A 22492-nucleotide genomic window follows, 5' to 3' on the forward strand; every position below is an offset into this window, starting at 1 on the left:
TCACTCACGGGTGGTGTGCTCCTTACACAAAGGTGAAGACGGTCACATACCTGGTGACAGTCATAATTCCGTCCACCACCTTACCTGCCGCTCACCCGGCCTCATTCCCCGGCCACAGAACAGGCACACAACAGGCACACAACAGGGGTAGGACGCCTAACCGAGCAGCTTCTCTCCCCAGTACTCCCCTTCAGCAGTTCCCGGAGGAATGAAGAACACCGCCGATCCCACGTGGGATATCCACTCGTTGAGCCGGTCACCGTCGGCCAGCCTGCGCTGCACCGGGATGAACGACGTCCGCGGGTCCGTCTGGAAGCAGGTGAAGATCAGCCCCGTGTCCGCCAGAGCGACAAGATCCGCGTCCTCCAGACCGTCGGCACGGGCCGCGGTGACAGGCAGATCGTAGTTGTAGGCGCGCCGCAGCATGCGCTGTCGGGTGTCACCGTCATGCACGCCGGCCAGGGCAATGTGGGCGTGCGCGTCGATGACAGGAAGACCGTCGTCTCCGATGGCGGCCAGGTCAGGCTCGTCGAACTCCGCTCGACCGGTCAGAGGGGCCCCTTCGGTGATTGTCCGCCCCATGGACACCTCCCGGGTCGTACGGTCCGCAGACTCCCACAACGGCATGTCGAACGCCACCCGGCGGATCACCATGCACGTACCACCGACATGCGCCGGGTGGGACGCCTCAGCGTCGTCGATCCACACCTGCTCGTCGAAGTCTGTCTCTGTGCGCGGATTGACTGTGCCGTCCTTGAAGCCGAACAGGTTCCGCGGTGTACCCGGCTCACCGTCAGGTCCCACGGGAACATCCAGGAATCCGGTCTGGGTCCACGACGGGCGGGCATAGTCCGCCCCGCCCCGGACAAGTATGCGCAGGGCGTGGGAAACCGTGGTCCTGTCGTCCCCGCAGACCTGGATTACCAGGTCACGCTCACCCCAGCGGGGGTCGAGCCGGTCGGTGCTGAACGCGGGGAGGGGGCCGAGCCAGCGGGGGGCTCTGTCGGCGACCCCGGCGGCGGTGAACAGCCCGCGACCGAAACCGCAGGTGACGGTCAGCCTGCCCGGGTCTGACGACAGTTCCGGTTCCAGATCGGCCAGTACCGGCTCACCGGAGCACATCCTCCGGGCGTCCGAGGTCCAGATGTTCAGGAGTCTGCGGACTTCCTTCGGCCCGACACCGTCACGCAGTGTGAAGGCGACGGTCGTGTTGTGTGCCTGCACCGGGGTCGCGATCCCCGCCTGATGGGGACCGTCGAAGGGGACGACCGGGTCAGGGCGGTCGGCGCCCTGCTGATCCGCGGAGCCGTCAGTGCCGGCCTCCCCCGATGCACACGCCGTGGTCACCCCGGCGGCCGCGGTCGCTGAGACCAGGCCGACCGTGGTGAGGAAGGAACGCCTGCTGAGCTGTCCGGAAGACGAGTGTCGCTTCATCGAAGTCACCGTCGCTCTCTGCCCGCTGTCAGTGCTGTCCGGAATCGTCCGCATGGCCGGTCTCGTGGGCGGCTCCGGAACTCTCCGTCCCGTCCATGCCGTCCATGCCGTCCATGTCTCCCATGTCCATCCCGTCGGTGCCGTAGTCCTCGTGCCCGGACTGCTGCACCCGCACCGGAATGTCGGCGAGAGTGTAGATCGCCCCGTCCTCCGCGGTGAGGGTGAGGGTGAGCTGGTCACCGGCGGCGATGTCGTCATGGTTCTCCATGATCATGATGTGGTGTCCGCCGGGTTCCAGTGTCATGGAACTGTTCGCGGGGATGGTGAGACCGTCTGCGGTCTCCCGCATCACGCCGTCGACGACCTCGTGGTACTGGTACACGGCATCAAGGTCACCGGTCACCTTCGTCAGGTGGATGTCCTTGTCCGTGGAGTTGGTGAGCTCGCCGAACACTGCCGTCATGTCCTTGTCCGCGGTTTTCGCCGCGACATAACCGTCCACCAGGGTCAGGGCGTCCTCCTGCGACGCATCCTCCGACCGGGCGCCGGAGGCCGACGTGCTCGCGGCCTCCGATGCCGTGGCTGCGGACGTGGTGGCGTCGGCACCGCTGTCGTCACTGCCGCACGCGGCGAGGCCGAGTGCGAGTACACCGGCGGCGCCCAGGGCCGCCGCCCGACGGAGGACGGTGGAGGCGGGGAAGTTCAGTTCAGAGGTCACAGTGGTTTCCTTTACTGGGTCGATGGTGGGCAGTCCGGTGATCCGGTGATCACACGGGGGTGACAGAGAGGGTGCGGTGGGGAAAGTCAGTCGCCGCTTCTGCGCAGCCGGGCGATGAGCATCACGAGGACACCCGCGAGAACGAGGACGCCGACCACACCGAGGGCGGGACCCGCCCAACCGGGCAGGCCGTTGTCCGCGGACTCAGAGGACTCAGACTCCCCGGGCGTCGCCTCTGTGGAGCCGGATCCCGTGGATTCCGTGGTCCCCGTGGCGGAGGACGCCGCGGTGCCGGTAGACAGCGTGAACTTGTAGCTGCCCCGGGTGGCGTGGCCGTCGGAGGAGGTGATCTGGTACCCGACCGTGTACTCACCGTCGGTGAGAACCTTGTCCGCCGGAATCTCCACGGTGAGGATGCTCCCGTCCAGTTCAGGGGTCTCAGAGATGATGACCTCACCGTCCCTGGACAGAGCCACAGTGTCATAGGTTCCGCGTGGCGGGGCCGAGAACTCGAGGCGAATCTCCCGGGGAGCGGTGTCCAGCACCGCACCGTCGGCCGGAGTTGCCCCGACGAGGGCGTCATGTGCGGACGCCGCAGGCAGCAGGTCTGCTCCGGCACCGGTCACTGCCGGGGCGAGGAGCAGTGCTCCTGCGAGGAGGGGGGCCGCTGCAGCGCGGTAGAGACGGGTCATGTCTTCCTTTCCTCGGGGACGGTCGGTGCCGGCATCCGAAGGTTCGGGACCGCCGGTACGCACCCGGTCCACTAGTCGGACACGGGCCTCGGGGAGTTCCCGGCGGGATCACGGAAAGTCAGGTCAGGGGTAGGGGGCACCCCCGCTCCTGTGGGGTCACCGGTCAGCCTACCTTCGCGCCGACAGGGGGCAGAAACACCTGGTAGGCGGGATGGACGACTCAGGATCCCCCGGCGGCCCGCCGACGCGCACCGTGAGTCCTACGGTGATGTCACCCCCGTGCCCGGAGGTGTCTTCCCCGTTCCCGGCGCAGCAGACACGCCGAGCTGCCGAGGAGGGGACCTCTGCAATAAAAGAGAGGGCCCCACCTTTCGGTGGGACCCTCCGGACGTGGAGCGGATGACGAGACTCGAACTCGCGACCCTAACCTTGGCAAGGTTATGCGCTACCAACTGCGCTACATCCGCAAAGCGGTCGGAAAACCGACCAGAGCCAGGCCCGCAGGGGCCTGTTCGTGCGCGATACTGGGATCGAACCAGTGACCTCTTCCGTGTCAGGGAAGCGCTCTCCCGCTGAGCTAAACGCGCGTGTTGCGAGGTGGAAACGGGAATCGAACCCGTGTACACGGTTTTGCAGACCGTTGCCTAAGCCACTCAGCCATTCCACCGTGGCGTTTCCGCCTCGTTCGGACACCGACCCTACCTCCCGGTAACCCGGCGGCAAAATCAGTAACCCTGAGCGGATGACGAGACTCGAACTCGCGACCCTAACCTTGGCAAGGTTATGCGCTACCAACTGCGCCACANCTCTTCTCCCTGCCCCCTCCCCTCCCGGGACGGCGTGTCCGGGAACTCCCCGGGGTCCGGCACGCCTCCAGGGCGGCCGATCAGGGCAGTTCGGTGATGAACGAGGTGAGGTCCCCGGCGTCCCCGTTGACCCTCCGACCCGTGAAGAACGGGATCTCCTCACGGACGTGACGACGGGCCTCTGTGTACCGCATCTTGTACATCAGGTCCACGATCCTGTCGAGAGCCGGGGACTCGAAGGCGAGAATCCACTCGTAGTCACCCAGCGCGAACGCCGGCACCGTGTTCGCCCGGACCTCGTCGAAGCCCCTGGCGGCCATCCCGTGCTCGGCGAGGATGGTCCTGCGCTCCTTGTCCGGGAGCAGGTACCACTCGTAGGAACGGACGAAGGGGTACACGGCGATCCAGTCGCCGGGCTCCTCCCCCATGATGAACGACGGCAGGTGGGACTTGTTGAACTCCGCCGGACGATGGAGCGCCGAGGCCGACCAGTATCCGTCGCAGACCTGTCCCAGACGCGTCTCCCTGAGGAACCGGCGGTAGGCGCGCTGCAGGTCCTCGAACTTCTCCGCGTGCCACCAGATCATCAGGTCTGCCTCCGCCCGCTGCCCGGTGATGTCGTAGACGCCCCGCACCGTGAGTTCCTCGTCATCGTAGGACGCGAGGAACTCGCCGAACTCTGCTGCGACCGAGGCACGGTCGGCGTCGTCCGTGGGCAGTTCACCGTGGCGCACCGTGAACACCGACCACATGGTGTACTGGAGCTTCTCGTTCAGCGCCTTGAAGTTGATCTTTGACATGTCTCTCCTTGAGTTCTCGGGTACTTTCCCACTGAATGTGCTGTCTCGTCCTGTGTCTTGCCTGGAATTTCCGAACGCCTTCCGGGGTGGGACCCCGGGCCTGCGGGCTCAGGAACCGGAGAGGTCGGCGACGATCTTCCGGGCGGCGTCCCGCCCCGAGTCCGCGCACGCCGGAACGCCGACGCCCCGCATGACCGCTCCGGCCAGTGCGATGCCGGACACCCCGTCCAGGTCCGCGCGGACCCGGTCCATGTGGTCGAGATGGTTCTCCCCCAGGCAGGGAAGACCTCCCCACCAGCGTTGGACGAAAGTCTCCACCGGGGATGCGGTGAATCCGGAGACGGTACGGAGATCCTCGACGGCATAGCCGATGAGTGTGCGGTCATCTGCCTCGACCATGCTGGAGTCCGCGAGAGTGCCGAAGCTGGCGCGCACGAACGCTCCCCCGCGTCCGGCCAGGTGCGGCCATTTGCGCGATGAGAAGGTGAAGGCTTTCGCGTGCACGGTGGCTCGGGTGGCGAAGTCGGTTCCGAGGAGAACGCCGGTGGTCTCCGGGAGACCGTTGTCGGTGTCGAACCGCATCCCGACCACGGCGGAGCTCGCCAGCTGCACCGTCGACAGCAGTTCGGCCGCGCCGGGGGCCACGGTCCCCAGCAGGACGGATGCGGTCGGTGCGGGGGTGGCGACGACTACTGCGTCGACCTCCCCCACCGGCTCCAGCCAGAACCGGCCCCGCCAACGGGACACAGACTCGACCTGGGTGTTGAGCCGGATGTCGGCGTCGGCGTCCTCGGCCAGGGCACGGACGAGTTCCCGGTAGCCGCGGGCGAAACTGTTGAACACCGGGGTGGGTGCCTCTCCACGGTCGGCGGCCGCACGCGCGGCGTCCTCCCTGAGGGCGAGCAGGTGGGACACCGCGTCCGAGAGACGGACCACCTCTCCCCGACCGGCGAGGTCGTCGAAGGTCTCCGCGAGTGCGGGGACGGTGGCGCGCAGTCCGAGTGCGTCGGCGGAACTGGAGTACACGCCGCCGAGCATCGGGGAAACGAGCTTTTCGACGATCTCCCTGCCGTAACGGGACCGGACGAGTCCGCCGACGTTGACGTCGTCACCGGGCGTCCACGGCAGAGGTTCCGCCGTCGCTTCGGCGTCGACGGCGGCCGCGGCGTCAGCCCCGACGACGTCGGCGACATCGGCACCGCGTGCCGGGATCCCCATCACGGTGCGTCGGGGTGCCGGTACCAGTCTGCCGTCGACATAGAAGCAGCTCCGCAGACCTGACGGGACCCTCAGGTCGCCTCCGAGGCCGAGTCCGTGGACCAGTTCCGCCAGTCCTGTCCGGCGGGTGAGGAATGCTTCGGCACCCATGTCCACCGGGCCGTCGGCGAAGTCGACGGTCTTCAGTTTGCCGCCGAGACGGTCATAGGCCTCCAGGACGATGATCCTGGCTTCGGGGCCGAGCCGGTGGCGGAGTTCCCTGGCTGCGGTGAGTCCGGACACTCCTCCACCGATGACAGCCACCGTCGGCACGCCGGCTCCGGGTGTGGTGGTGTTCCGTCCGCCGGTCGGCGGTTGTGTACCGGTCACAGTGCATGCACCTCGGCAAAAGCGCGGGTGATGGCGTCCGGGTCCGTCTCCGGGAGCACACCGTGGCCGAGGTTGAAGATGTGCCCCCGGGCGTCGCCTGCGGCGATCGCGGCGTCCGCCTCGGCACAGATCCGGCGGACGTGCTCCGCCACGACCCGGGGTTCGGACAGCAGAACGGCGGGGTCGAGATTGCCCTGGACAGCCACAGGGGCGGGCAGCCCTTCGCTGCGGAGGGTCGCGGTGACGCGCGCCGCGGCGACGTCCAGGGGGGTCTTCCAGTCGACCCCGATGATGTCGGGTCCGACGGCGGCCATCTCGCCGAGGAGTTCGGAGGTGTTGACCCCGAAGTGGATCATCGGTACCCCGTAGGGGCGTACCGCGTCGAAGATCCGGCGGGAGTAGGGGGCGACGAACTCGCGGTAGTCCCTCAGCGACAGGAATCCCGCCCAGGAGTCGAACAGCTGCAGGGCGTCGATACCGGCACCGAGCTGGGTCTGGAGGAACGTGATGACCGTGGCGGTCAGTTTCTCCATGAGGGCGTGCCAGGTCGCGGGTGCCGAGTACATCAGGGACTTGGTCACACCGTGGTTCTTCGAGGGACCACCTTCGACAATGTAGGACGCCAGGGTGAACGGTGCGCCGGCGAAACCGATGAGCACCTGGTCGTCCCTCAGTTCCGGCAGCACCCCGCGGATACCTTCGACTACGGCGGCTAGCTGGTCTGGTTCGACCGTCGGCAGGGCGGCGACATCGGCGTCGGTGCGGACAGGGTGCTCCAGCACCGGGCCGCGACCGGGGACGATGTCGACGGCGACGCCTGCGGCCTTGAGGGGGACGACGATGTCGGAGAAGAGAATGGCGGCGTCCGCGTCGTGACGGCGGACCGGCTGCAGTGTTATCTCGGCGAGCATGTCCGGACGGAAGCAGGAGTCGAGCATGTCGACGCCGGTACGCAGTTCCCGGTACTCGGGCAGGGACCTGCCCGCCTGCCGCATCATCCACACCGGGCGACGGGACGGGGTTCCTCCTGCCGCAGCAACGAGGAAGGGTGCGTCCGCGGAGGCGCGGCGGGCGGACGCTGCGGCTGCGGTTCCGACGGAGGTTCCGGCGGGCGGGGGCGTTTTCGGGGAGGTCGGCAGAGTCACAGTCACCGATTATGCCCTGCCCGGCGCCCCTGCCGGTATCCCTCCGGCACTGCGGGGGGAATGTCACGCCCGAGGGTACGGTGACCTGCGGCGCGCCTGCCGCCGGGAACCCGGCCGGCCGGTTAGGGTGACCGTTGTGAGCTTCGACCTCCCGACACCACCCCGGACCGGCGGTGACCCCGCGGCTTTCAGTGCTGCCGTGGCGTCCATGGATTCCGCCGTGCCGCGCCCGGGGATTGAACTGGCGGACATCCGGCCGCCGAAGAAACTCGCCCCGTTCAGTCACGCCGTCGGCCTCGGCGTCGTCCGGGATCTCCCCGGCTCCGGGGCTGGTGCAGGGGCAGCAGCAGGTGCAGAAGCCCCCGCCGGTGAAGGGGACGCCTTCGGCCGGCTGATTCTCCTGCACGACCCGGCGTGGGACGAAGGCCCCGGGCTGATGCGGGTCGTCAGCTTCCTGCAGGCGGACATGGACGCCGCGACCGTCAGTGACCCGCTGCTGCCCCAGGTCGCCTGGGGGTGGCTGACCGACGGCCTTGACGGCCGCCTCACCGGTGACACCCCCGCCGTCGACTACCGCGATCTCAGGGGGACGGTGACTGCGACCACCTCGGTACGGCACGGGGACATCGGTGGTCCTCCCCTGGCCTACCAGCTGGAACTGCGGGCGTCCTGGACGGCGACGGACACTGACCTGGCATCCCACGTCCGCGCCTTCGCCGAGGTCCTGGCCATGGTCGCCGATCTGCCACCCACCGGGGTGGCGGCACTGCCCCGCCGGGGAGGACACTGAAACCGTGCACACCCCCGACGGTCCCCGGTTCCTTGCTTCCCCCAGAGAAGGCCTGCCGCCCCTGGCTGACTCCCCCTCGGCGGTGTCCGAGGCTGCCGACGCCCTCGCCTCCGGCACCGGTCCGGTGGCCGTGGACACCGAACGCGCCTCAGGTTTCCGTTTCGACGACCGGGCGTGGCTGGTGCAGCTGAGACGCACCGGGGCGGGAACCCACCTGGTCGACCCCGCCGCCGTCCCCGACGCGGACCGGCTGCTCGCACCGGTGATGAACTCCACCCCGTGGGTGCTTCACGCGGCGCACACGGACCTCCCCGCACTGACCTCACTGGGCTGGCATGCCCCGGAACTCCACGACACCCAGATCGCCGGAAGGCTGCTGGGCTACGGCCAGATCGGTCTGGCCGGCATGCTGGAGGAGCTGCTGGGTGTCACCGTCGCCAAGGACAAGGGGCGGGAGGACTGGTCACGGCGTCCTCTGACAGAGGACCTGCTCACCTACGCGGCCCTCGACGTCGAACTGCTCACCGAACTGCTGGACACTGCCGTGGCACAGCTGCGCCGCCGCAGCATCGAAGAGGGCACGGACCGGATACTGTGGTACCGGCAGGAGTGCGAGCATGTGCGCACAGACTGGTCTCACCCGGTCACGGTGCCTGACTGGACCCGGTTGCGCGGTATCGGAGCAGTACGCGATCCCCGGGGTCGTGAGCTGGCCCGGAGACTCACCGAGATCCGTAACAGGGTCGCCCGGGACCTTGACACGCCCCCGGAGAAGGTCCTGGCCTCCTCCCTCATCGTCGAGCTGGCACGTTCCCCGCAGGACGCCGAAGATGTGCTGCTCTCCCGCGGCACCGGGGGCGGCCGTGTCAGGCCCCCGCGGAGTGCCCGCGGAGGTCACGGGCGCAGACCTCCGCGACCCATGCCCAGGATGTCCCCTGACCTGCGGTCCATGCTCCTCCACGGCGTCCGTGACGCACTTTCGGCCGATCCCGGCGAGCTGCCTCCCCGCCCCGAGCAGGTCCGTGGGGTCCCCGACCACCGGACCTGGTCACGTGACCATCCTGTCGCCGCCCGACTGCTGTCCGGGTTCCGCGACGCGGTGGACACCCTGTCCGGGCATCTCGACCTGGACCCGTCCGAACTGCTGGTCAGCCGGTCGGTCCGGTCGCTGGCGTGGAAGGTCTCCACGTCCCTGTCTCCGGGGCCCGCCGGGCCGCAGGACGATCCGGTCGGGTGGGCGGAGGAACTGGTGGGGGGACTGCTCGTCGGGGAGGACGCCAGACCGTGGCAGATCGACCTGCTCGTCCCTGTGTTCGTCCCCGTTGTCGACACGGTGATGGTCGACACTGAGACGGCCGACACGGTGATGGTCGACACTGAGACGGCCGGTGACTGACCCCGGACTCAGCCGGTGACATCCGATCTGCCCGGCCGGTGAACCCGTGAGGCCCACCCGGTGACCCGGCGTGCCACCGAGACTTCGTCCAGGTGCATGTCAGCGAGAACCTCGGCCCGGCTGCCCTGGGCCGGGAACACCTCCGGAAGAGCGAGATAGCGCACCGGGGTGTCGATTTCGGCGTCCACCATCGCCCGGTGCAGCCGCTGGCCTGCACCCCCGTGCACGACATTGTCCTCCAGGGTGACGACAAGATCCGCCCGCGAGACCAGGCGCAGCAGCCCCGCCGGTACCGGGGTGACCCACACCGGGTCGACGACGGTGGCGCGGTGCCCGGCGCCGGCGAGAGCCTCTGCCGCCGACGCCGCCTGCGCGGTCAACGCCCCGTAGCTGACCACCACCACGTTCAGGCATCCTGCACCGGCGACGTCGGGCCGGGTCTCGACGAGGACGTCGTAGTCGGTCGTGGTGCGGACGACAGGGACATCGGCCGGGACCGGGCCCCTGGGGAAACGGATCACGGTGGGGCCCGGCCCTTCACCACCGGTACCGGCTGCACCATCGGCAGCATCGACAGCTCCGGCCGGAGACTGTGTCCGCCCCAGGGTTCGGTCGAGGACCCGGACCAGTGTCCCGGCGTCCCTCGGCGCGGCCACCCGTATCCCGGGGATGACACCGGTGACCGACAGGTCCCACACCCCGTTGTGGCTGGGCCCGTCGGGACCGGTCACCCCGGCCCGGTCAAGCACTACCGTCACCGGCAGGTGCAGCAGAGCGACATCCATGAGCAGCTGGTCGAAAGCCCTGTTGAGGAAGGTCGAGTAGACGGCGACGACCGGGCGCAGACCACCGAGCGCAAGTCCCGCGGCCGAGGTCACGGCATGCTGTTCCGCGATTCCCACGTCGAAGGTACGGGCGGGGAACTCCGCTGCGAAGCGGGACAGGCCGGTAGGACCTGCCATCGCGGCCGTTACCGCGACAATGTCCTCGTCGGACTCACCGAGTCTGACCAGTTCATCGGCGAAGACGTCGGTCCAGCCCCGGGGCGCCGGGGCATGGCGGCCGGTGGCGGGGTCGATCACCCCGGTGGAGTGGAGGTGGTCGACCGTGTCGTTGACTGCGGGGGCGTAGCCGTGACCTTTCTCCGTCACGGTGTGGACGATCACCGGTCCCCGGAAGTCCCGGGCCTGCCTCAGGGCGTCCTCGATTGACTGCTGGTCATGACCGTCGACCGGGCCGATGTAGGTCAGTCCCAGGTCCCCTGCCAGTTCCCTCGCGTCCCTTGCACCACCTGCGGCACTGCCTTGCGTTCCGGAGGCGGGCAGGGCTGCACCGTACGGACCGTCACCGCTGTTGTCGTGCCCGCCCGCGGAACCGCCGTCAGTCCCGCCGGGTCTCCTGCCGCGGGTGATCCCCCGGATCAGACGCAGTGCCCTGTCCTCGAGTCCCTCCGGTGCGCCGGGTGCGCCGGAGGCGCCCGGGGCACCGGAGACGACTCCGTCGCGGCGGGCTGCAAGGTTACGGGCCAGTCCACCAACCGTCGGGGAGTACGAGACCCCGTTGTCGTTGACCACGACCACGACCGGTCGGTGGGCCGCGGAAATGTTGTTGAGCGCCTCCCATGCCATGCCTCCGGTCAGGCCACCGTCACCGATGACCGCCACCACCGTCCTGTCCTCCTGGTCCGTCAGCCCGAATGCCTTCGACAGTCCGTCCGCGTAGGACAGGGACGCCGACGCGTGTGAGGACTCTGTCCAGTCGTGCGGACTCTCCGCCCGCGCCGGGTAGCCGGACAGTCCGTCACGCTGGCGCAGGGTGTCGAAGAGGTCGCGGCGTCCCGTCACGATCTTGTGCACGTACGACTGGTGGCCGGTGTCGAAGATCACCGGGTCGGACGGCGAGTTGAAGACCCGGTGCACCGCCAGGGTCAGTTCCACGACGCCGAGATTCGGCCCCAGGTGCCCCCCCGTCGCCGACACCTCACGGATGAGGAACTCCCGGATCTCCTCGGCGAGCTGCCGCACCTCCGGGAGATCCAGGGCCCGCAGGTCGGCCGGTGACCGCACGGTCCGGAGAATCGACATGCCGGTCACCTGTCTCCCGGTGCCACGTCCCGCACGTAGTGGACGAGCACCTCGACGTGGTGGGTCAGACCGAAGGCGTCGGCGACGACCACCGACTCAGGCCGGTAACCGGCCGCACAGAGATCGGCGGCATCCCTGGCCGCGGTCGCCGGATCGCAGCCGATGTGGAGAATATGTTCGGGGGCCCGGGTGGTGACCTCGGTGAGGATCTTCCTGCCCGCACCGGTCCGGGGCGGGTCCAGCACCACGGCGAAGGGTTTCCGGGGTTCTGTGCCGGTCAGGGTGTCAAGCTTTCCGAAGGACGCCGCGACATCACCGGCGATGAAGGAGACCGGCCGGCCCTCCAGGGCGTCACGCCCCGCGGTCGTCGCCGAGGACGCGACGTCGACGCACGCGACCTGAGCACCGGGCAGGGCTTCGGTGAGGGCTGCAGCGAACACTCCGGCACCACCGTAGAGGTCCCAGGCGGTCGCCTGTTCCGGTACGTCGGGTGCAGCCGCCGACAGAGTGGCGGTGATCCAGTCACTGTAGAAGGCCGGTGCCTGCAGGTGTGCCTGCCAGAACGCTTCGACGGGTACGGTCCAGGTCACTGCGTTGACAGTGTGGGTGACTGTGCCGGGACCGGTGAGAACTCGACGCACGATCCGGCGGTGCGGTGCGCTGGGCCGCCGGTCGCGGCGTCCCCGTGTGGTGCGGCGCTTCGCCGCGGGTTTGGTCAGTTCGACGGCAGACCGGCGCCCGTCGTCGCCCACGGCCACGCACACCTCGGCACCGGGAGTGAGTGTGAGCCCGCCGAGTTCCTCGGCGAGCCCGTCAGCTAGTCCGGGGGCCCACTGGGCGCACACCGCCCGCTCCACCGGCACCGTCGAATGACTGCCGGAGATGCGCAGCCCGGCCCTGCCTTCGGAGTCGACACCGAGCCTGACCCGGGTCCGGTAGCCGGTGAACGGCCGGAGGCTCCGCGTGGTCACCGGCACTGCGGTGAGGTCGACGTGTCCGATCCTGGTGAACTGGTCGACGACGACATCATGTTTCCAGGCCGCGGACCCCTCCTGGTCGACGTAGTCGAGGTCACAGCATCCCGCCCCCGCGGCCGCTGCCGGGCAGGCAGGTCCCGTACGGTGCGGGGACGGTCCGGCCACAGCGTCCGGGCCCTCCACCCGGCCTGTGAGGTACCGCTTCTTCCCGGTTCCCGGATCGAGGAGGACACGGGCACCGGTCTCTCCGGGCAGGGCACCCCGGACAAAGACCACCTGTCCGGCACGGTCTCCGGCGTCCTCCCCGAGCCTGCCGAGCACGGAGCCGCCGTGGGCGGGGCCGGCGAGATCCACGGTCACGGTTGCGGGGGTTGAGTCAGGTTCAGCCGGGCTGATGTCGGTCACGGAAGGTCCTCGTTCCTGGGGTGTGGTGCGGGTATGTCCGCCGCCGGTTCTCCGGCGGTGGTCGTTGCGGCAGCATCGCCGGGGCCTGCCGCTGAGCCCGGCCGGCCGTAGACAGCCCCGGCGGGGTCTCCGGCACGGTCCACGGCGGGGACTCCGGTACGGTCTCCCGCACGCTCGGCCCGCCCGGCGGTACGTACCGCCCACACGGTGACGAGCACCACCACCGCTGTCAGCGGAAGGCCCATGATGATCCGTGTGACGCCGAGCGCGCCGACCGAGTCGTCCTGGTTGTACAGCCACTGCTGGACGATGAATCTGGCGAAGAAGACGAGCGCCCAGGCCAGGGTGGCCACCGTGTAGGCCCGGATGCCGGTCCGGCTGCTCCGCCACCGCTGGGGTTGGCCGTTGATCCCGTGCCAGATGACCCCCACCAGGGGCCAGCGCACCAGGGTGGAGAGTGTGAACACCACTCCGGCGACCAGTGAGTACCAGATTCCGTAGGCGAAGTAGCCTTTCGCGTCGCCGGTGAGCCACGCGATCACCGCGCACAGGCCCACTCCCAGCAGACCGGACACCGCCGGCATCAGTGTCTCCCGCCGTGCGAGACGCCACACGAAGATGACCACGGCGGTGGCGACGGCGGCGATGAGTGCGGGTCCGAGCCCCCAGCGTGAGTTGACCGGCACGAGGACCAGGACCGGAATCACGGTCGAGATCATGCCGGAGAGCCCACCGAGCTGGTCGAGGATGCTCGGAGTTTCCCGCTGTGTCACTCGGACTCCCCCATCTGCTGCCCGACGGTTCCGCCGGAGCGGCGGCGGGCAGGTGTGCCGGGCTGTGCCGCACCGTCCTGTCCGTTGCCTGGACCTGTCTGCCGGGGAGTCTGGGTCGGCTGCCCCGGCTGGGCTGCACGGTTCTGCACCGCCCGGCGGAGTTCCTCGGCCATCGCCGTCGGGATACGGACCGGCAGTGCACTACCCGCCGGGACCGGTTCACTGCCCCGGTTGACGAATGTGCGTGAAATCACCTCGTAGGACAGTTCCGCCAGTTCATCCGAGGACGCCGCGGGACCCGCCAGAGTCATCCTCAGCATCCACCGGGGGCCGTCCACGCCGATGACCCGGACCACGCCCTCCCCGACAGTACCGACAAGCTCCTCACCCCAGTCATTGCGACGCCGGGTGACCACCAGACCGTCCCGGGTCATGCCCTCGGCGAACTCGTCGATGTCCGCCTCCCACTGACCGCCGCTGCGGGGCGCCGCGAATGCGGCCGGGGTGATGCGGCCGTGGGGGGTGAGGATGTGGATCTGACGCGGACCGTCCGCCCCCATCTCCACCTGCACCTCCGCGGTGTGCGGTACCGGGACGAGCATGGAACCGAGGTCCAGTCCACCCTTCGCGAAGTCGGAGAAGTCGAACTCCCGGTAGTCGACGGAATCTCCGTCGAAGGGCCCGAAGCTGCCACCCACGGGATCGTAGACGCCACCGTCCGTACCGGTCACCGTGGACACTGCACCGTTCCCGCCGGTGTCCTCCCCCGTCGTCGGGGAGGCGGACGCGGCGGTGGCGTCCGCGTTCGCGGAACTGTCAGGGGATACGGTCGTGTCTCCGGGACGGTCTGCCGACGTGGCGTTCTTCGCCGCGTCCTTCTTCTTTCCGAAAGGCCACATGGTGGTCGGTCAACTCCTGTTCGTCGGGATGGTGGTGTCTGTCTGTGGTGTGCGGTCGGTACGGGGCCGTCGGCGGGACCGTGCGGAAGAAAACTCTGCCCGACGGTGTCCCGCCGGGGCCGCATCCTTCCCGTCCATCCTGTCCCTCCCGCCCGTGCCGGTCAGGGGCCTGTGGAGCCGTAGCCACCGGCACCGCGGACGGTCTCACCGAGGTCGGCGGGGTCGGAGACCTCCTCCACCTCACAGAGGCTGACCTGCTGGACCAGGAGCTGGGCGATGCGGTCACCACGGGTGACGGTCACGGGCGTCTCCGGATCCGTGTTGACCAGACAGACCTTTATCCCCCCACGGTAGTCCGCGCCCACGGTGCGGGGGGCGTTGACGATCGACAGCCCGTGCTCCCCCGCCAGCCCGCTGCGCGGGTGCACCAGCCCGACGGTGCCCACCGGCAGCGCGACCGCCAGTCCGGTGCCCACCAGTGCCCGACGACCCGGTTCCAGCACCAGGGTCTGTGCACTGTAGAGGTCAATTCCGGCGTCAGTGGGGTGGGCACGTCGCGGGAGAGGAAGCTCCCGGTCGAGGCGGAGGACGCGCAACGGGGCGTCGGGGGTCTCTGTCATATCCGGCAGTCTACCGCCAGCCCCTCCCGGGCCGGACAGGCTGGCTGTGGTCGGAGGTCACCGTCGGGCTACACTGTGTGGTTGTGAACGACGCCGAACCGACAGGAGATGACGTGGCCCCGGAACCTGCACAGGAGCCCTCCGGCAACAGGGCCACCGCTCCCGCGGTCCTCTATTCCGAACGGCAGCCTGTTCCCCTGTCCTGGTGGCTGATCGGCATCGGCGTAGCCGCACTGCTGGGATGGCAGGGGCAGATGAAGCGGGAATGGTACTGGGGCGTCATCATCGGCGTCATCGCCCTGGCCGCGGTGGTGTGGAGTCTCATCCACCTCTCCCGCAACCGCATCACCGTCGAACGCGACGACACCGGTGAAGTCTGGCTTCATGTCGGGGAGGCGTCACTGCCCCGGTCGGCGGTCTCACGCACTGTCGCCGTACCCCCGACGGCCAGACAGGCGGCCATGGGCAGACAGCTCGACCCCGCAGCCTATGTGGTCCACCGGACATGGATTCCGGCGATGGCGATGCTGATTCTCGACGACCCTGACGACCCCACCCCGTACTGGCTGGTGTCCACCTCAGAGCCCGAGGAACTCCTCGGGGCGTTCGGCGCCCCGGTCGAGTGATCCGCCGGGGCGTCCACGTGGAGTGGACCCGCTAGGCAGTCGGTAGGAAGCTGGTCCGGAGTTCCGGTGGGACAGCGGAACACCCCCCTGCCCCCTCATCTTCTCCACCGGAGACCTCAGGTCAGGTCACAGTGTTCAGGTCCTGCCGCCACCGGCGCTCAGGCGCAGTCGACGCAGACGTAGCCGCCCTCGCCGTCGTCCTCGGCGATCCGGTTACGGTGCTGGACGAGGAAGCACACCGAACAGGTGAACTCGTCGTTCTGCCGCGGGATCACCTCACCGCTGAGTTCCTCACCGGAGAGGTCCGCCATAGGGATGTCCAGCGGCTCCACGACCTCCCCGTCGTCGGTGTCGTCGATTATCGGTTCCGCCTTCTCCGCCGCCTTGAGACCTTCGAGGGAATCGGTCTCGATCTCATCCTCCGGACGGATCCGCGGGGTGTCGTAGTCGGTCGCCATGGTACTGCCTCCTGAGTCCCGGAAACGGGCATGGATCCTGTAGTGGTGTCGTGTGCACCCACCGGCGAATACGGGCTGTTCAGCACGCGACCGGCGGGGTTGTCCCGCGCATACTAAAACAGCTCGGTCCGGTTGTCACCTCACCGTTGCCTCACCCCCGCACAATGCCCCCTCATCCTGTGTACGGCATCGCCGTATCAAGTACATGACCTGCAAGTTCGCTGAAAACCCCGGGGGACGCCGCAAGTACCCCCACACCTTCGGCGTAACCGGCGGTCAGGCGAGGCATACACACCCAGGCACCGGATCTCGCCGCAATGAGGGCCCCGGCGGCGTGGTCCCAGGGGCCCAGCCCGTGCTCGTAGTAGGCGTCCACTCCTCCCGACGCCACCGCGCACAGGTCCAGCGCCGCCGACCCTGCCCGGCGGATGTCCCGGATCCCGGGAAGAAGCCGGCACAGCAGTTCCGCCTGCCTGGTCCGTCGCTCCGACCGGTAGGAGAAACCTGTGGCCACCAGTGCCCGCGACATGTCGGCGAGTCCGAGGTCCGGACCCGGGAGTGAGGACGCCGCGGCCGACCGCTCCCCGGCCACCACGGCAGGTCCACCCGTCCACGCCGAATACACCCTCGCCCGGAAGACATCGGCGACAGCGGCGGCAACCGGTTCACCGTCGACCACGGCCGCGACACTGACCGCCACCGCCGGGAGGCCGTAGATGAAGTTCACCGTCCCGTCGACCGGATCGACGACCCAGGTGACCCCGCCCCCACCGGCACGTCCCCCGCCCTCTTCCCCGAGCACGGCGTCACCCGGGGCTGACTGCTCCAGCAGCCCGCGGATCAGCGCCTCACTGGAACGGTCGACCGCGGTGACCGGGTCGACCTGCGAACTCTTGGTGGACGCCACGGGAACCCGACCGTCTTCCCCTGCCACCGTTCCCCTCGTCGATCTGACGTGCCGGGCGGCGGAGGTCGCAGCCGACACCGCCGTCCGCGCGAGCTGCTCCGGGGTCCGTCCACCCGCGGCGTCCCGGTAACCGGGTTGAGGCGTCGCCGTGGTCGCCGGGGTCAGCAGGACATGGTCGGGGAACTCCTCGGTGATCTGCACGCCACCATCGTGCCCCACTGCCCCTCACGTTGCGACACCTGCCCGCACGGACCGACGGGGCCGGACGCGCCAGAGTGTTGTCCGGTAGCATCTCGGACCATGACATCTGGGAACACTGGTTTCGGCGTCGACATCGGCGGAAGCGGTATCAAAGGGGCCCGCGTCGACCTCGACACCGGAGAGTTCATCGGCGAACGGATCAAGATCCCCACCCCGCAGCCCGCCACCCCCGACGCCGTCGCGGACATTGTCGCCGACCTGCTCGACCGGGCCGGGTGGACCGGACCGGTCGGTGTCACCGTGCCCTCGGTGGTGCAGGACCAGATTGCGCGGACAGCGGCGAACATCGACCCCTCCTGGATCGGTACGGACTGTGCGGCGCTGTTCTCCGGCCGTCTCGCCGTCGGCGGCGTCCCCCGGGAGGTGACGGTTCTCAACGACGCGGACGCCGCGGGCCTCGCCGAGGCCACCTACGGTGACCCGCGCGCAGGTGAGGGCGCTGTCCTGCTGCTGACCTTCGGTACGGGCATCGGTTCTGCACTGCTGGTCAACGGAACCCTGTACCCGAACACCGAGCTCGGGCACCTCACCTTCGCCGGTACCGGTTCAGATCCGGTGGACGCCGAACGCTGGGCGTCCTCGGCGGTCAAGGACAGGGAGGACCTGAGTTACCGCCGGTGGGCCGGACGGGTCGACCGTGTGCTGGAGGAGTACCGGCGCATCCTGAACCCGCAGCGTATCCTCGTCGGTGGCGGAGTTTCCCGGAAGTTCGAGAAATGGGGTCCCCACCTGACGGTCGACGTCGAGGTGATTCCCGCCGCACTCCGCAACCGGGCCGGCATCGTCGGCGCGGCCGGGGCGGTGCGTGACGGCATCCGCCCCTGACACCTGCCGTTACCTCAGCGACACTGGGTTATAATAGGGGGTCGATCGCGGTTTCAGCAGGGCCGCGGGTTCCCCCTGTGGTCCCGGCCGTGCACGCAACCCCCTGTAACCTCGTCAGTTTCCTGTCCCCGTCCCCGTAAGAAAGGTCTTCCGTGGCGGTCAACACCTCCCCCACCCCCGGCTCCGACAGCGGTTCCTCACCGGACCGTGCCCCGGTACGCAAGGTCGCGAAGAAGACGGCGGCGAGAAAGGCCGCCCGGACCGGGACCCGCAGGGCAGCCGCGCCGGCAGCCGTACACCCGGCACCTGCGGCCGCTCATTCCGCCACGGAGTCCACGGACTCCACCGGGGAAGCTGCCGGAACTTCTGCGGCCGCGGGAACCGCCCCGAAGAAGACCACCACCAGGAAGACAGCGGCCAAGAAAACAGCCGCGAAGAAGACGACGGCCAGGAAGACCGCCGCCAAGAAGACAGCGGCGAAGAAGACGACGGCCAGGAAGACCGCCGCCAAGAAAACAGCAGTCGCAAAATCCACCGCCGGGAAGTCTGCGGCGGCGGCGGAGAATGCCGGGGCACCCGGGGACATTACCGAGGAGAAGATCAACGCCACCGACTCCCCTGACAGTGACTTCGACGACATCGAGGACATCACCGACATCGACGACGAGGATCTCGCTGACGACATCGAGGATGACGATCTCACGGTCGACGACATCGACGTTGACGAGGACGTTGACGGGGACACCACTGTCGCCGGGGACGACGACACCGACGACGATCCGGACGCCAAGGCCGCCGACGACGGCAGCTTCGTCTGGGACGAGGACGAGTCCGCCGCCCTGCGACAGGCCCGCAAGGACGCCGAGCTCACCGCATCGGCGGACTCGGTCCGCGCCTACCTGAAGCAGATCGGCAAGGTCGCACTGCTCAACGCCGAGCAGGAGGTGTCACTGGCCAAACGTATCGAAGCGGGTCTCTACGCCTGCTACAAGATGGAGCAGCTCAAGGAGAGCGGTGAGAAGATTTCCCCGATGCAGCGACGGGACCTGCGGGAGATCGACCGTGACGGCAGGAAGGCGAAGAACCACCTGCTCGAGGCGAACCTCCGCCTCGTCGTCTCGCTCGCCAAGCGCTACACCGGACGCGGCATGGCGTTCCTGGACCTGATTCAGGAAGGCAACCTCGGGCTGATCCGCGCGGTGGAGAAGTTCGACTACACCAAGGGCTACAAGTTCTCCACCTACGCGACCTGGTGGATCCGTCAGGCCATCACCCGCGCAATGGCGGACCAGGCCCGCACGATCAGGATTCCGGTCCACATGGTGGAGGTCATCAACAAGCTCGGCAGGATCCAGCGTGAGCTTCTCCAGGACCTCGGACGCGAGCCCACTCCCGAGGAACTTGCCAAGGAGATGGACATCACCGAGGACAAGGTGCTGGAGATCCAGCAGTACGCCCGCGAGCCGATCTCACTCGACCAGACCATTGGTGACGAGGGCGACAGCCAGCTCGGCGACTTCATCGAAGACTCGGAGGCCGTCGTGGCGGTCGACGCAGTGAGTTTCACCCTGCTCCAGGACCAGCTGCAGGATGTCCTTCACACCCTGTCCGACAGAGAGGCCGGGGTCGTGAAACTTCGCTTCGGGCTGACCGACGGCATGCCGCGGACCCTCGACGAGATCGGTCAGGTCTACGGCGTGACACGGGAGCGTATCCGCCAGATCGAGTCGAAGACCATGTCCAAGCTGCGTCACCCCTCCCGGTCCCAGGTACTGCGCGACTACCTCGACTGACGGTCACCGTGCCCGCCCCCGGCGGTCAGCCTGACCTTCAGCTGTTGTCGCGAAGGCAGTTCTCCGCCTGCTCCGCCGTCGTCGCCCCGCAGTCGCGGATACGGTCCTGGGCGGCATTCGTCACCATGGTGGAGGCTCCGAGCGCGAGCACCGCAACGACCACCGCAATCGCCGGATAGGTCCAGCTGATGTCCTCCACGCGCACCGCCCTGACCAGGGCCACCAGGCCGACGAGCAGCACCACAACGGCGATCACCACACCCAGTACCGGCATCAATGCCGCAGGCAGTGACATCACCGCGAGAACCAGCGCCACCAGCCCCAGACGGCTCTGCCGCTGCGGGGGCTGCCGGAGGGGCCGCTGCGGGGGACGGACCGGTTCGACGGGACTGTTCCTCCGGCGGCGGCCGGCACTGTCAGACGCGGGCATGCCCCCAGACTAGCGGACCGGTGAAGGTCACCAGTCGCGCAGGTAGGCGATGCGGTCGCGCAGCTGCTGGGCCGTGCACAGAGCCGTCGGGGGGCCGCCGCAGTTCCGGCGGACGTCATTGTGGATCGCACCGTGGGGACGACCTGTCCGCGCCGACTTCGCGGCGACAAGGGAGTTGAGTTTCTTGCGTAGTGCAGGCAGCTCCTCGCTGGCGACTCTGCCTTCGACTCTGCCCCGGTGGGCGTCCGCCCCCGAAGCCTCTCCCCCGCCCTGCCGGGCCTCGCGTTCCCTGCGCGCGGCGTCCTCCCGGGCCCTGGCGTCGAGCTGTTCGGACTGGCGCGCCCGCAGGAGAGTCTTCATCTGGTCGGCGTCGAGCAACCCCGGAAGCCCCAGGTAGTCCTGCTCCTCCGCCGATCCTGCCAGCGTGGCGGTACCGTAGCTCGACCCTTCGAAGATGAGGCTGTCGAGCTCCGCCTCCGCCCCGATGGACTCGTAGCTCTTCTGCTCGTCAGGTTCATTCTCCTCGCGGTTGGCCTGGACGAGCAGTTCATCGTCCCAGCCCTCATTCGGCCGGTCGGGCTGACCGAGCACATGGTTGCGCTGCCGCTCCATGTTCGACGCCAGATCCAGCAGGACCGGGACACTGGGGAGGAACACGCTGGCGGACTCACCCCTGCGCCGCGAACGCACGAAGCGGCCCACCGCCTGGGCGAAGAACAGGGGCGTGGACGCCGAGGTCGCGTACACACCGACCGCCAGCCGGGGAACGTCCACCCCCTCGGACACCATGCGCACGGCCACCATCCACAGGTCCGTACTGTCCGAGAACTGCCGGATGCGGTCCCCTGCCCCGGCCTCGTCCGAGAGTACGACGGTCACCGGGGAACCGCTGACACGCTCCAGGATCGAGGCGTACGCCCTCGCGGTGGTCGTGTCCGAGGCGATGACCAGACCACCGGCGTCCGGGATGGACCGGCGCAGCTGGAGCAGCCGGGTGTGCGCCCCCGCAAGGACAGCAGGGATCCACTCCCCCCTCGGGTCCAGCGCTGTCTTCCACGCCCTCGCCGTCTGCTCGGCGTTCAGCGGCTCCCCCAGCCGCGCCTCGTACTCCTCACCTGCGGAGTCACGCCACCTGGTGTTCCCCGAGTAGGCGAGGAAGACCACCGGACGGACCACACCGTCACGAAGTGCCTCGGAGTAGCCGTAGGTGTAGTCGGCCTGGGAGACGAGGGCGCCGTCGATCTCCCGGTAGAGGATGAACGGGATGGGCGAGTCGTCGGACCGGAAAGGGGTACCGGTCAGGGCGAGACGACGTGCTGCCTGGTCATAGGCGAAACGGACTCCCTCACCCCAGCTTTTCGCGTCCCCGGCGTGGTGGATCTCGTCGAGGATGACCAGGGTCTTTCGTGCAGTGGCGACCTGGTAGTGCTTCGTCGGCTTCATGCCCACCTGGGCATAGGTGACCGCGACACCGTCGTAGGCCGGGTTGACCGGCGACGAGTTCGTGAAGTCGGGGTCTACCGCGATGCCGAGCCTGGCCGCTGAGGCGGCCCACTGCGACTTCAGGTGTTCGGTGGGCACGACGATCACGACCCGTTCGACGTCGTGACGGTCCAGAAGGATCCGCGCCAACGTCAGGGCGAAGGTCGTCTTGCCCGCACCGGGAGTCGCCACAGCGAGGAAGTCCCGGGGCGCGGTGTCCAGGTACTTCTGCAGGGCCTCCCGCTGCCAGGCGCGCAGACCCCCGGGAAGGACCGTCGGGGCCCCTGACGAGACTGAGGTCACTTCTTACGGAGCCCCTGGTAGATACGCTCACAGTCCGGGCACACCGGAGACCCTGGCTTGGCCTGCTTGGTCACCGGAAAAGTCTCCCCGCACAGCGCGACGACCATCCGGCCGTTCACCGCGGAATCCACGATCTGGTCCTTCTTGACGTAGTGGAAGAACTTCGGTGTGTCGTCGGAGGTCTTCTCGTCCGTCCGGACGTCGGGGCGTTCAATCGTTGATGTTCCGGGAGTAGTCACGGAGTCAATAATGCCCCTCACCCCGCCCCATTTCCACCCGGC

21 protein-coding genes and 3 tRNA genes are annotated in these 22492 nt (G+C 68.5%); 5 read left to right on the forward strand and 19 right to left on the reverse strand.

Annotated elements, in window-relative coordinates; genetic code table 11:
• Window positions 1-156: 156 nt before the first annotated feature.
• From E0E18_RS02610 to hemE, 9 genes are all read right to left on the reverse strand, one after another.
• Window positions 157-1434, reverse strand: a complete 1278-nt coding sequence (locus E0E18_RS02610; protein WP_130839264.1) for a Dyp-type peroxidase — start codon at window positions 1432-1434, stop codon at window positions 157-159.
• A 28-nt stretch (window positions 1435-1462) separates the two neighbouring features.
• The gene (locus E0E18_RS02615; protein WP_130839265.1) at window positions 1463-2152 is read right to left on the reverse strand and encodes a copper chaperone PCu(A)C; all 690 of its coding nucleotides are present in this window, start codon (window positions 2150-2152) and stop codon (window positions 1463-1465) included.
• Between the two features lie 86 nt (window positions 2153-2238).
• Window positions 2239-2844, reverse strand: a complete 606-nt coding sequence (locus tag E0E18_RS02620) for a copper resistance CopC family protein (RefSeq protein WP_130839266.1) — start codon at window positions 2842-2844, stop codon at window positions 2239-2241.
• A 391-nt stretch (window positions 2845-3235) separates the two neighbouring features.
• Window positions 3236-3311, reverse strand: a tRNA-Gly gene (locus E0E18_RS02625).
• A 48-nt stretch (window positions 3312-3359) separates the two neighbouring features.
• A tRNA-Val gene (locus tag E0E18_RS02630) sits at window positions 3360-3431 on the reverse strand.
• 8 nt (window positions 3432-3439) lie between these two features.
• A tRNA-Cys gene (locus E0E18_RS02635) sits at window positions 3440-3511 on the reverse strand.
• 219 nt (window positions 3512-3730) lie between these two features.
• Window positions 3731-4450: a hydrogen peroxide-dependent heme synthase gene (gene hemQ, locus E0E18_RS02645; protein WP_110481363.1), complete on the reverse strand. Its 720-nt coding sequence runs from the start codon at window positions 4448-4450 to the stop codon at window positions 3731-3733.
• 108 nt (window positions 4451-4558) lie between these two features.
• Window positions 4559-6037, reverse strand: coding sequence for a protoporphyrinogen oxidase (hemG, locus tag E0E18_RS02650; protein ID WP_337189525.1), 1479 nt, complete (start codon window positions 6035-6037; stop codon window positions 4559-4561).
• Window positions 6034-7182, reverse strand: coding sequence for a uroporphyrinogen decarboxylase (gene hemE, locus E0E18_RS02655; RefSeq protein ID WP_078057180.1), 1149 nt, complete (start codon window positions 7180-7182; stop codon window positions 6034-6036). Before hemE ends, hemG begins: the two co-directional genes overlap by 4 nt.
• A 136-nt stretch (window positions 7183-7318) precedes the next feature.
• Between hemE and E0E18_RS02660 the strand changes: the two genes are divergently transcribed.
• Window positions 7319-7972, forward strand: a complete 654-nt coding sequence (locus E0E18_RS02660; RefSeq protein WP_272914244.1) for a DUF3000 domain-containing protein — start codon at window positions 7319-7321, stop codon at window positions 7970-7972.
• A gap of 4 nt (window positions 7973-7976) precedes the next feature.
• Window positions 7977-9368, forward strand: a complete 1392-nt coding sequence (locus E0E18_RS02665; RefSeq protein ID WP_130839267.1) for a ribonuclease D — start codon at window positions 7977-7979, stop codon at window positions 9366-9368.
• Window positions 9369-9376: 8 nt separating this feature from the next.
• Here the strand turns inward: E0E18_RS02665 and E0E18_RS02670 are convergent, their stop codons facing one another.
• From E0E18_RS02670 to dut, 5 genes are all read right to left on the reverse strand, one after another.
• The gene (locus tag E0E18_RS02670) at window positions 9377-11452 is read right to left on the reverse strand and encodes a 1-deoxy-D-xylulose-5-phosphate synthase (protein WP_130839268.1); all 2076 of its coding nucleotides are present in this window, start codon (window positions 11450-11452) and stop codon (window positions 9377-9379) included.
• Between the two features lie 5 nt (window positions 11453-11457).
• Entirely contained in the window at window positions 11458-12834 is a 1377-nt protein-coding gene (locus tag E0E18_RS02675) for a class I SAM-dependent RNA methyltransferase (RefSeq protein ID WP_237559603.1), read from the reverse strand.
• Entirely contained in the window at window positions 12831-13553 is a 723-nt protein-coding gene (locus E0E18_RS02680) for a DUF3159 domain-containing protein (protein WP_130841156.1), read from the reverse strand. The genes E0E18_RS02675 and E0E18_RS02680 overlap by 4 nt, the downstream gene beginning before the upstream one ends.
• A gap of 50 nt (window positions 13554-13603) precedes the next feature.
• Window positions 13604-14506, reverse strand: a complete 903-nt coding sequence (locus E0E18_RS02685) for a DUF3710 domain-containing protein (protein ID WP_130839269.1) — start codon at window positions 14504-14506, stop codon at window positions 13604-13606.
• Between the two features lie 161 nt (window positions 14507-14667).
• Window positions 14668-15126 carry a dUTP diphosphatase gene (gene dut, locus E0E18_RS02690; protein WP_130839270.1) on the reverse strand — a complete coding sequence of 153 codons (459 nt, stop codon included), beginning with the start codon at window positions 15124-15126 and terminating at the stop codon, window positions 14668-14670.
• Between the two features lie 83 nt (window positions 15127-15209).
• Here dut and E0E18_RS02695 point away from each other — a divergent pair, with 83 nt between their 5' ends.
• Window positions 15210-15752, forward strand: coding sequence for a DUF3093 domain-containing protein (locus tag E0E18_RS02695; RefSeq protein WP_078056981.1), 543 nt, complete (start codon window positions 15210-15212; stop codon window positions 15750-15752).
• Window positions 15753-15910: 158 nt separating this feature from the next.
• On the opposite strand, the gene E0E18_RS02700 is transcribed toward E0E18_RS02695, so the two are convergent.
• On the reverse strand, window positions 15911-16210 hold the full coding sequence (locus tag E0E18_RS02700) for a DUF4193 domain-containing protein (protein WP_066582828.1): 300 nt from the start codon (window positions 16208-16210) through the stop codon (window positions 15911-15913).
• A 172-nt stretch (window positions 16211-16382) separates the two neighbouring features.
• Window positions 16383-17318, reverse strand: a complete 936-nt coding sequence (locus tag E0E18_RS02705) for an inositol monophosphatase family protein (RefSeq protein WP_130839271.1) — start codon at window positions 17316-17318, stop codon at window positions 16383-16385.
• Between the two features lie 99 nt (window positions 17319-17417).
• On the opposite strand from E0E18_RS02705, the gene ppgK reads away from it, so the two are divergent.
• Together ppgK and E0E18_RS02715 are read left to right on the forward strand one after the other, a co-directional pair.
• Window positions 17418-18203, forward strand: coding sequence for a polyphosphate--glucose phosphotransferase (ppgK, locus tag E0E18_RS02710; protein ID WP_130839272.1), 786 nt, complete (start codon window positions 17418-17420; stop codon window positions 18201-18203).
• Between the two features lie 152 nt (window positions 18204-18355).
• Entirely contained in the window at window positions 18356-19996 is a 1641-nt protein-coding gene (locus E0E18_RS02715) for an RNA polymerase sigma factor (protein WP_130839273.1), read from the forward strand.
• Window positions 19997-20033: 37 nt separating this feature from the next.
• Here the strand turns inward: E0E18_RS02715 and E0E18_RS02720 are convergent, their stop codons facing one another.
• From E0E18_RS02720 to E0E18_RS02730, 3 genes are read right to left on the reverse strand one after another with little or no spacing between them, the layout of a single operon-like run.
• Window positions 20034-20426 (reverse strand): hypothetical protein, encoded by a 393-nt coding sequence (locus E0E18_RS02720; protein ID WP_066582835.1) that lies wholly within the window; start codon window positions 20424-20426, stop codon window positions 20034-20036.
• A gap of 27 nt (window positions 20427-20453) precedes the next feature.
• On the reverse strand, window positions 20454-22211 hold the full coding sequence (locus tag E0E18_RS02725; RefSeq protein WP_130839274.1) for a DEAD/DEAH box helicase: 1758 nt from the start codon (window positions 22209-22211) through the stop codon (window positions 20454-20456).
• Window positions 22208-22450, reverse strand: a complete 243-nt coding sequence (locus E0E18_RS02730; RefSeq protein WP_066585605.1) for a DUF3039 domain-containing protein — start codon at window positions 22448-22450, stop codon at window positions 22208-22210. The genes E0E18_RS02725 and E0E18_RS02730 overlap by 4 nt, the downstream gene beginning before the upstream one ends.
• Window positions 22451-22492: the final 42 nt, after the last annotated feature.

The sequence above is a fragment of the Corynebacterium neomassiliense genome, assembly GCF_900626215.1.
Taxonomy (GTDB): domain Bacteria; phylum Actinomycetota; class Actinomycetes; order Mycobacteriales; family Mycobacteriaceae; genus Corynebacterium; species Corynebacterium neomassiliense.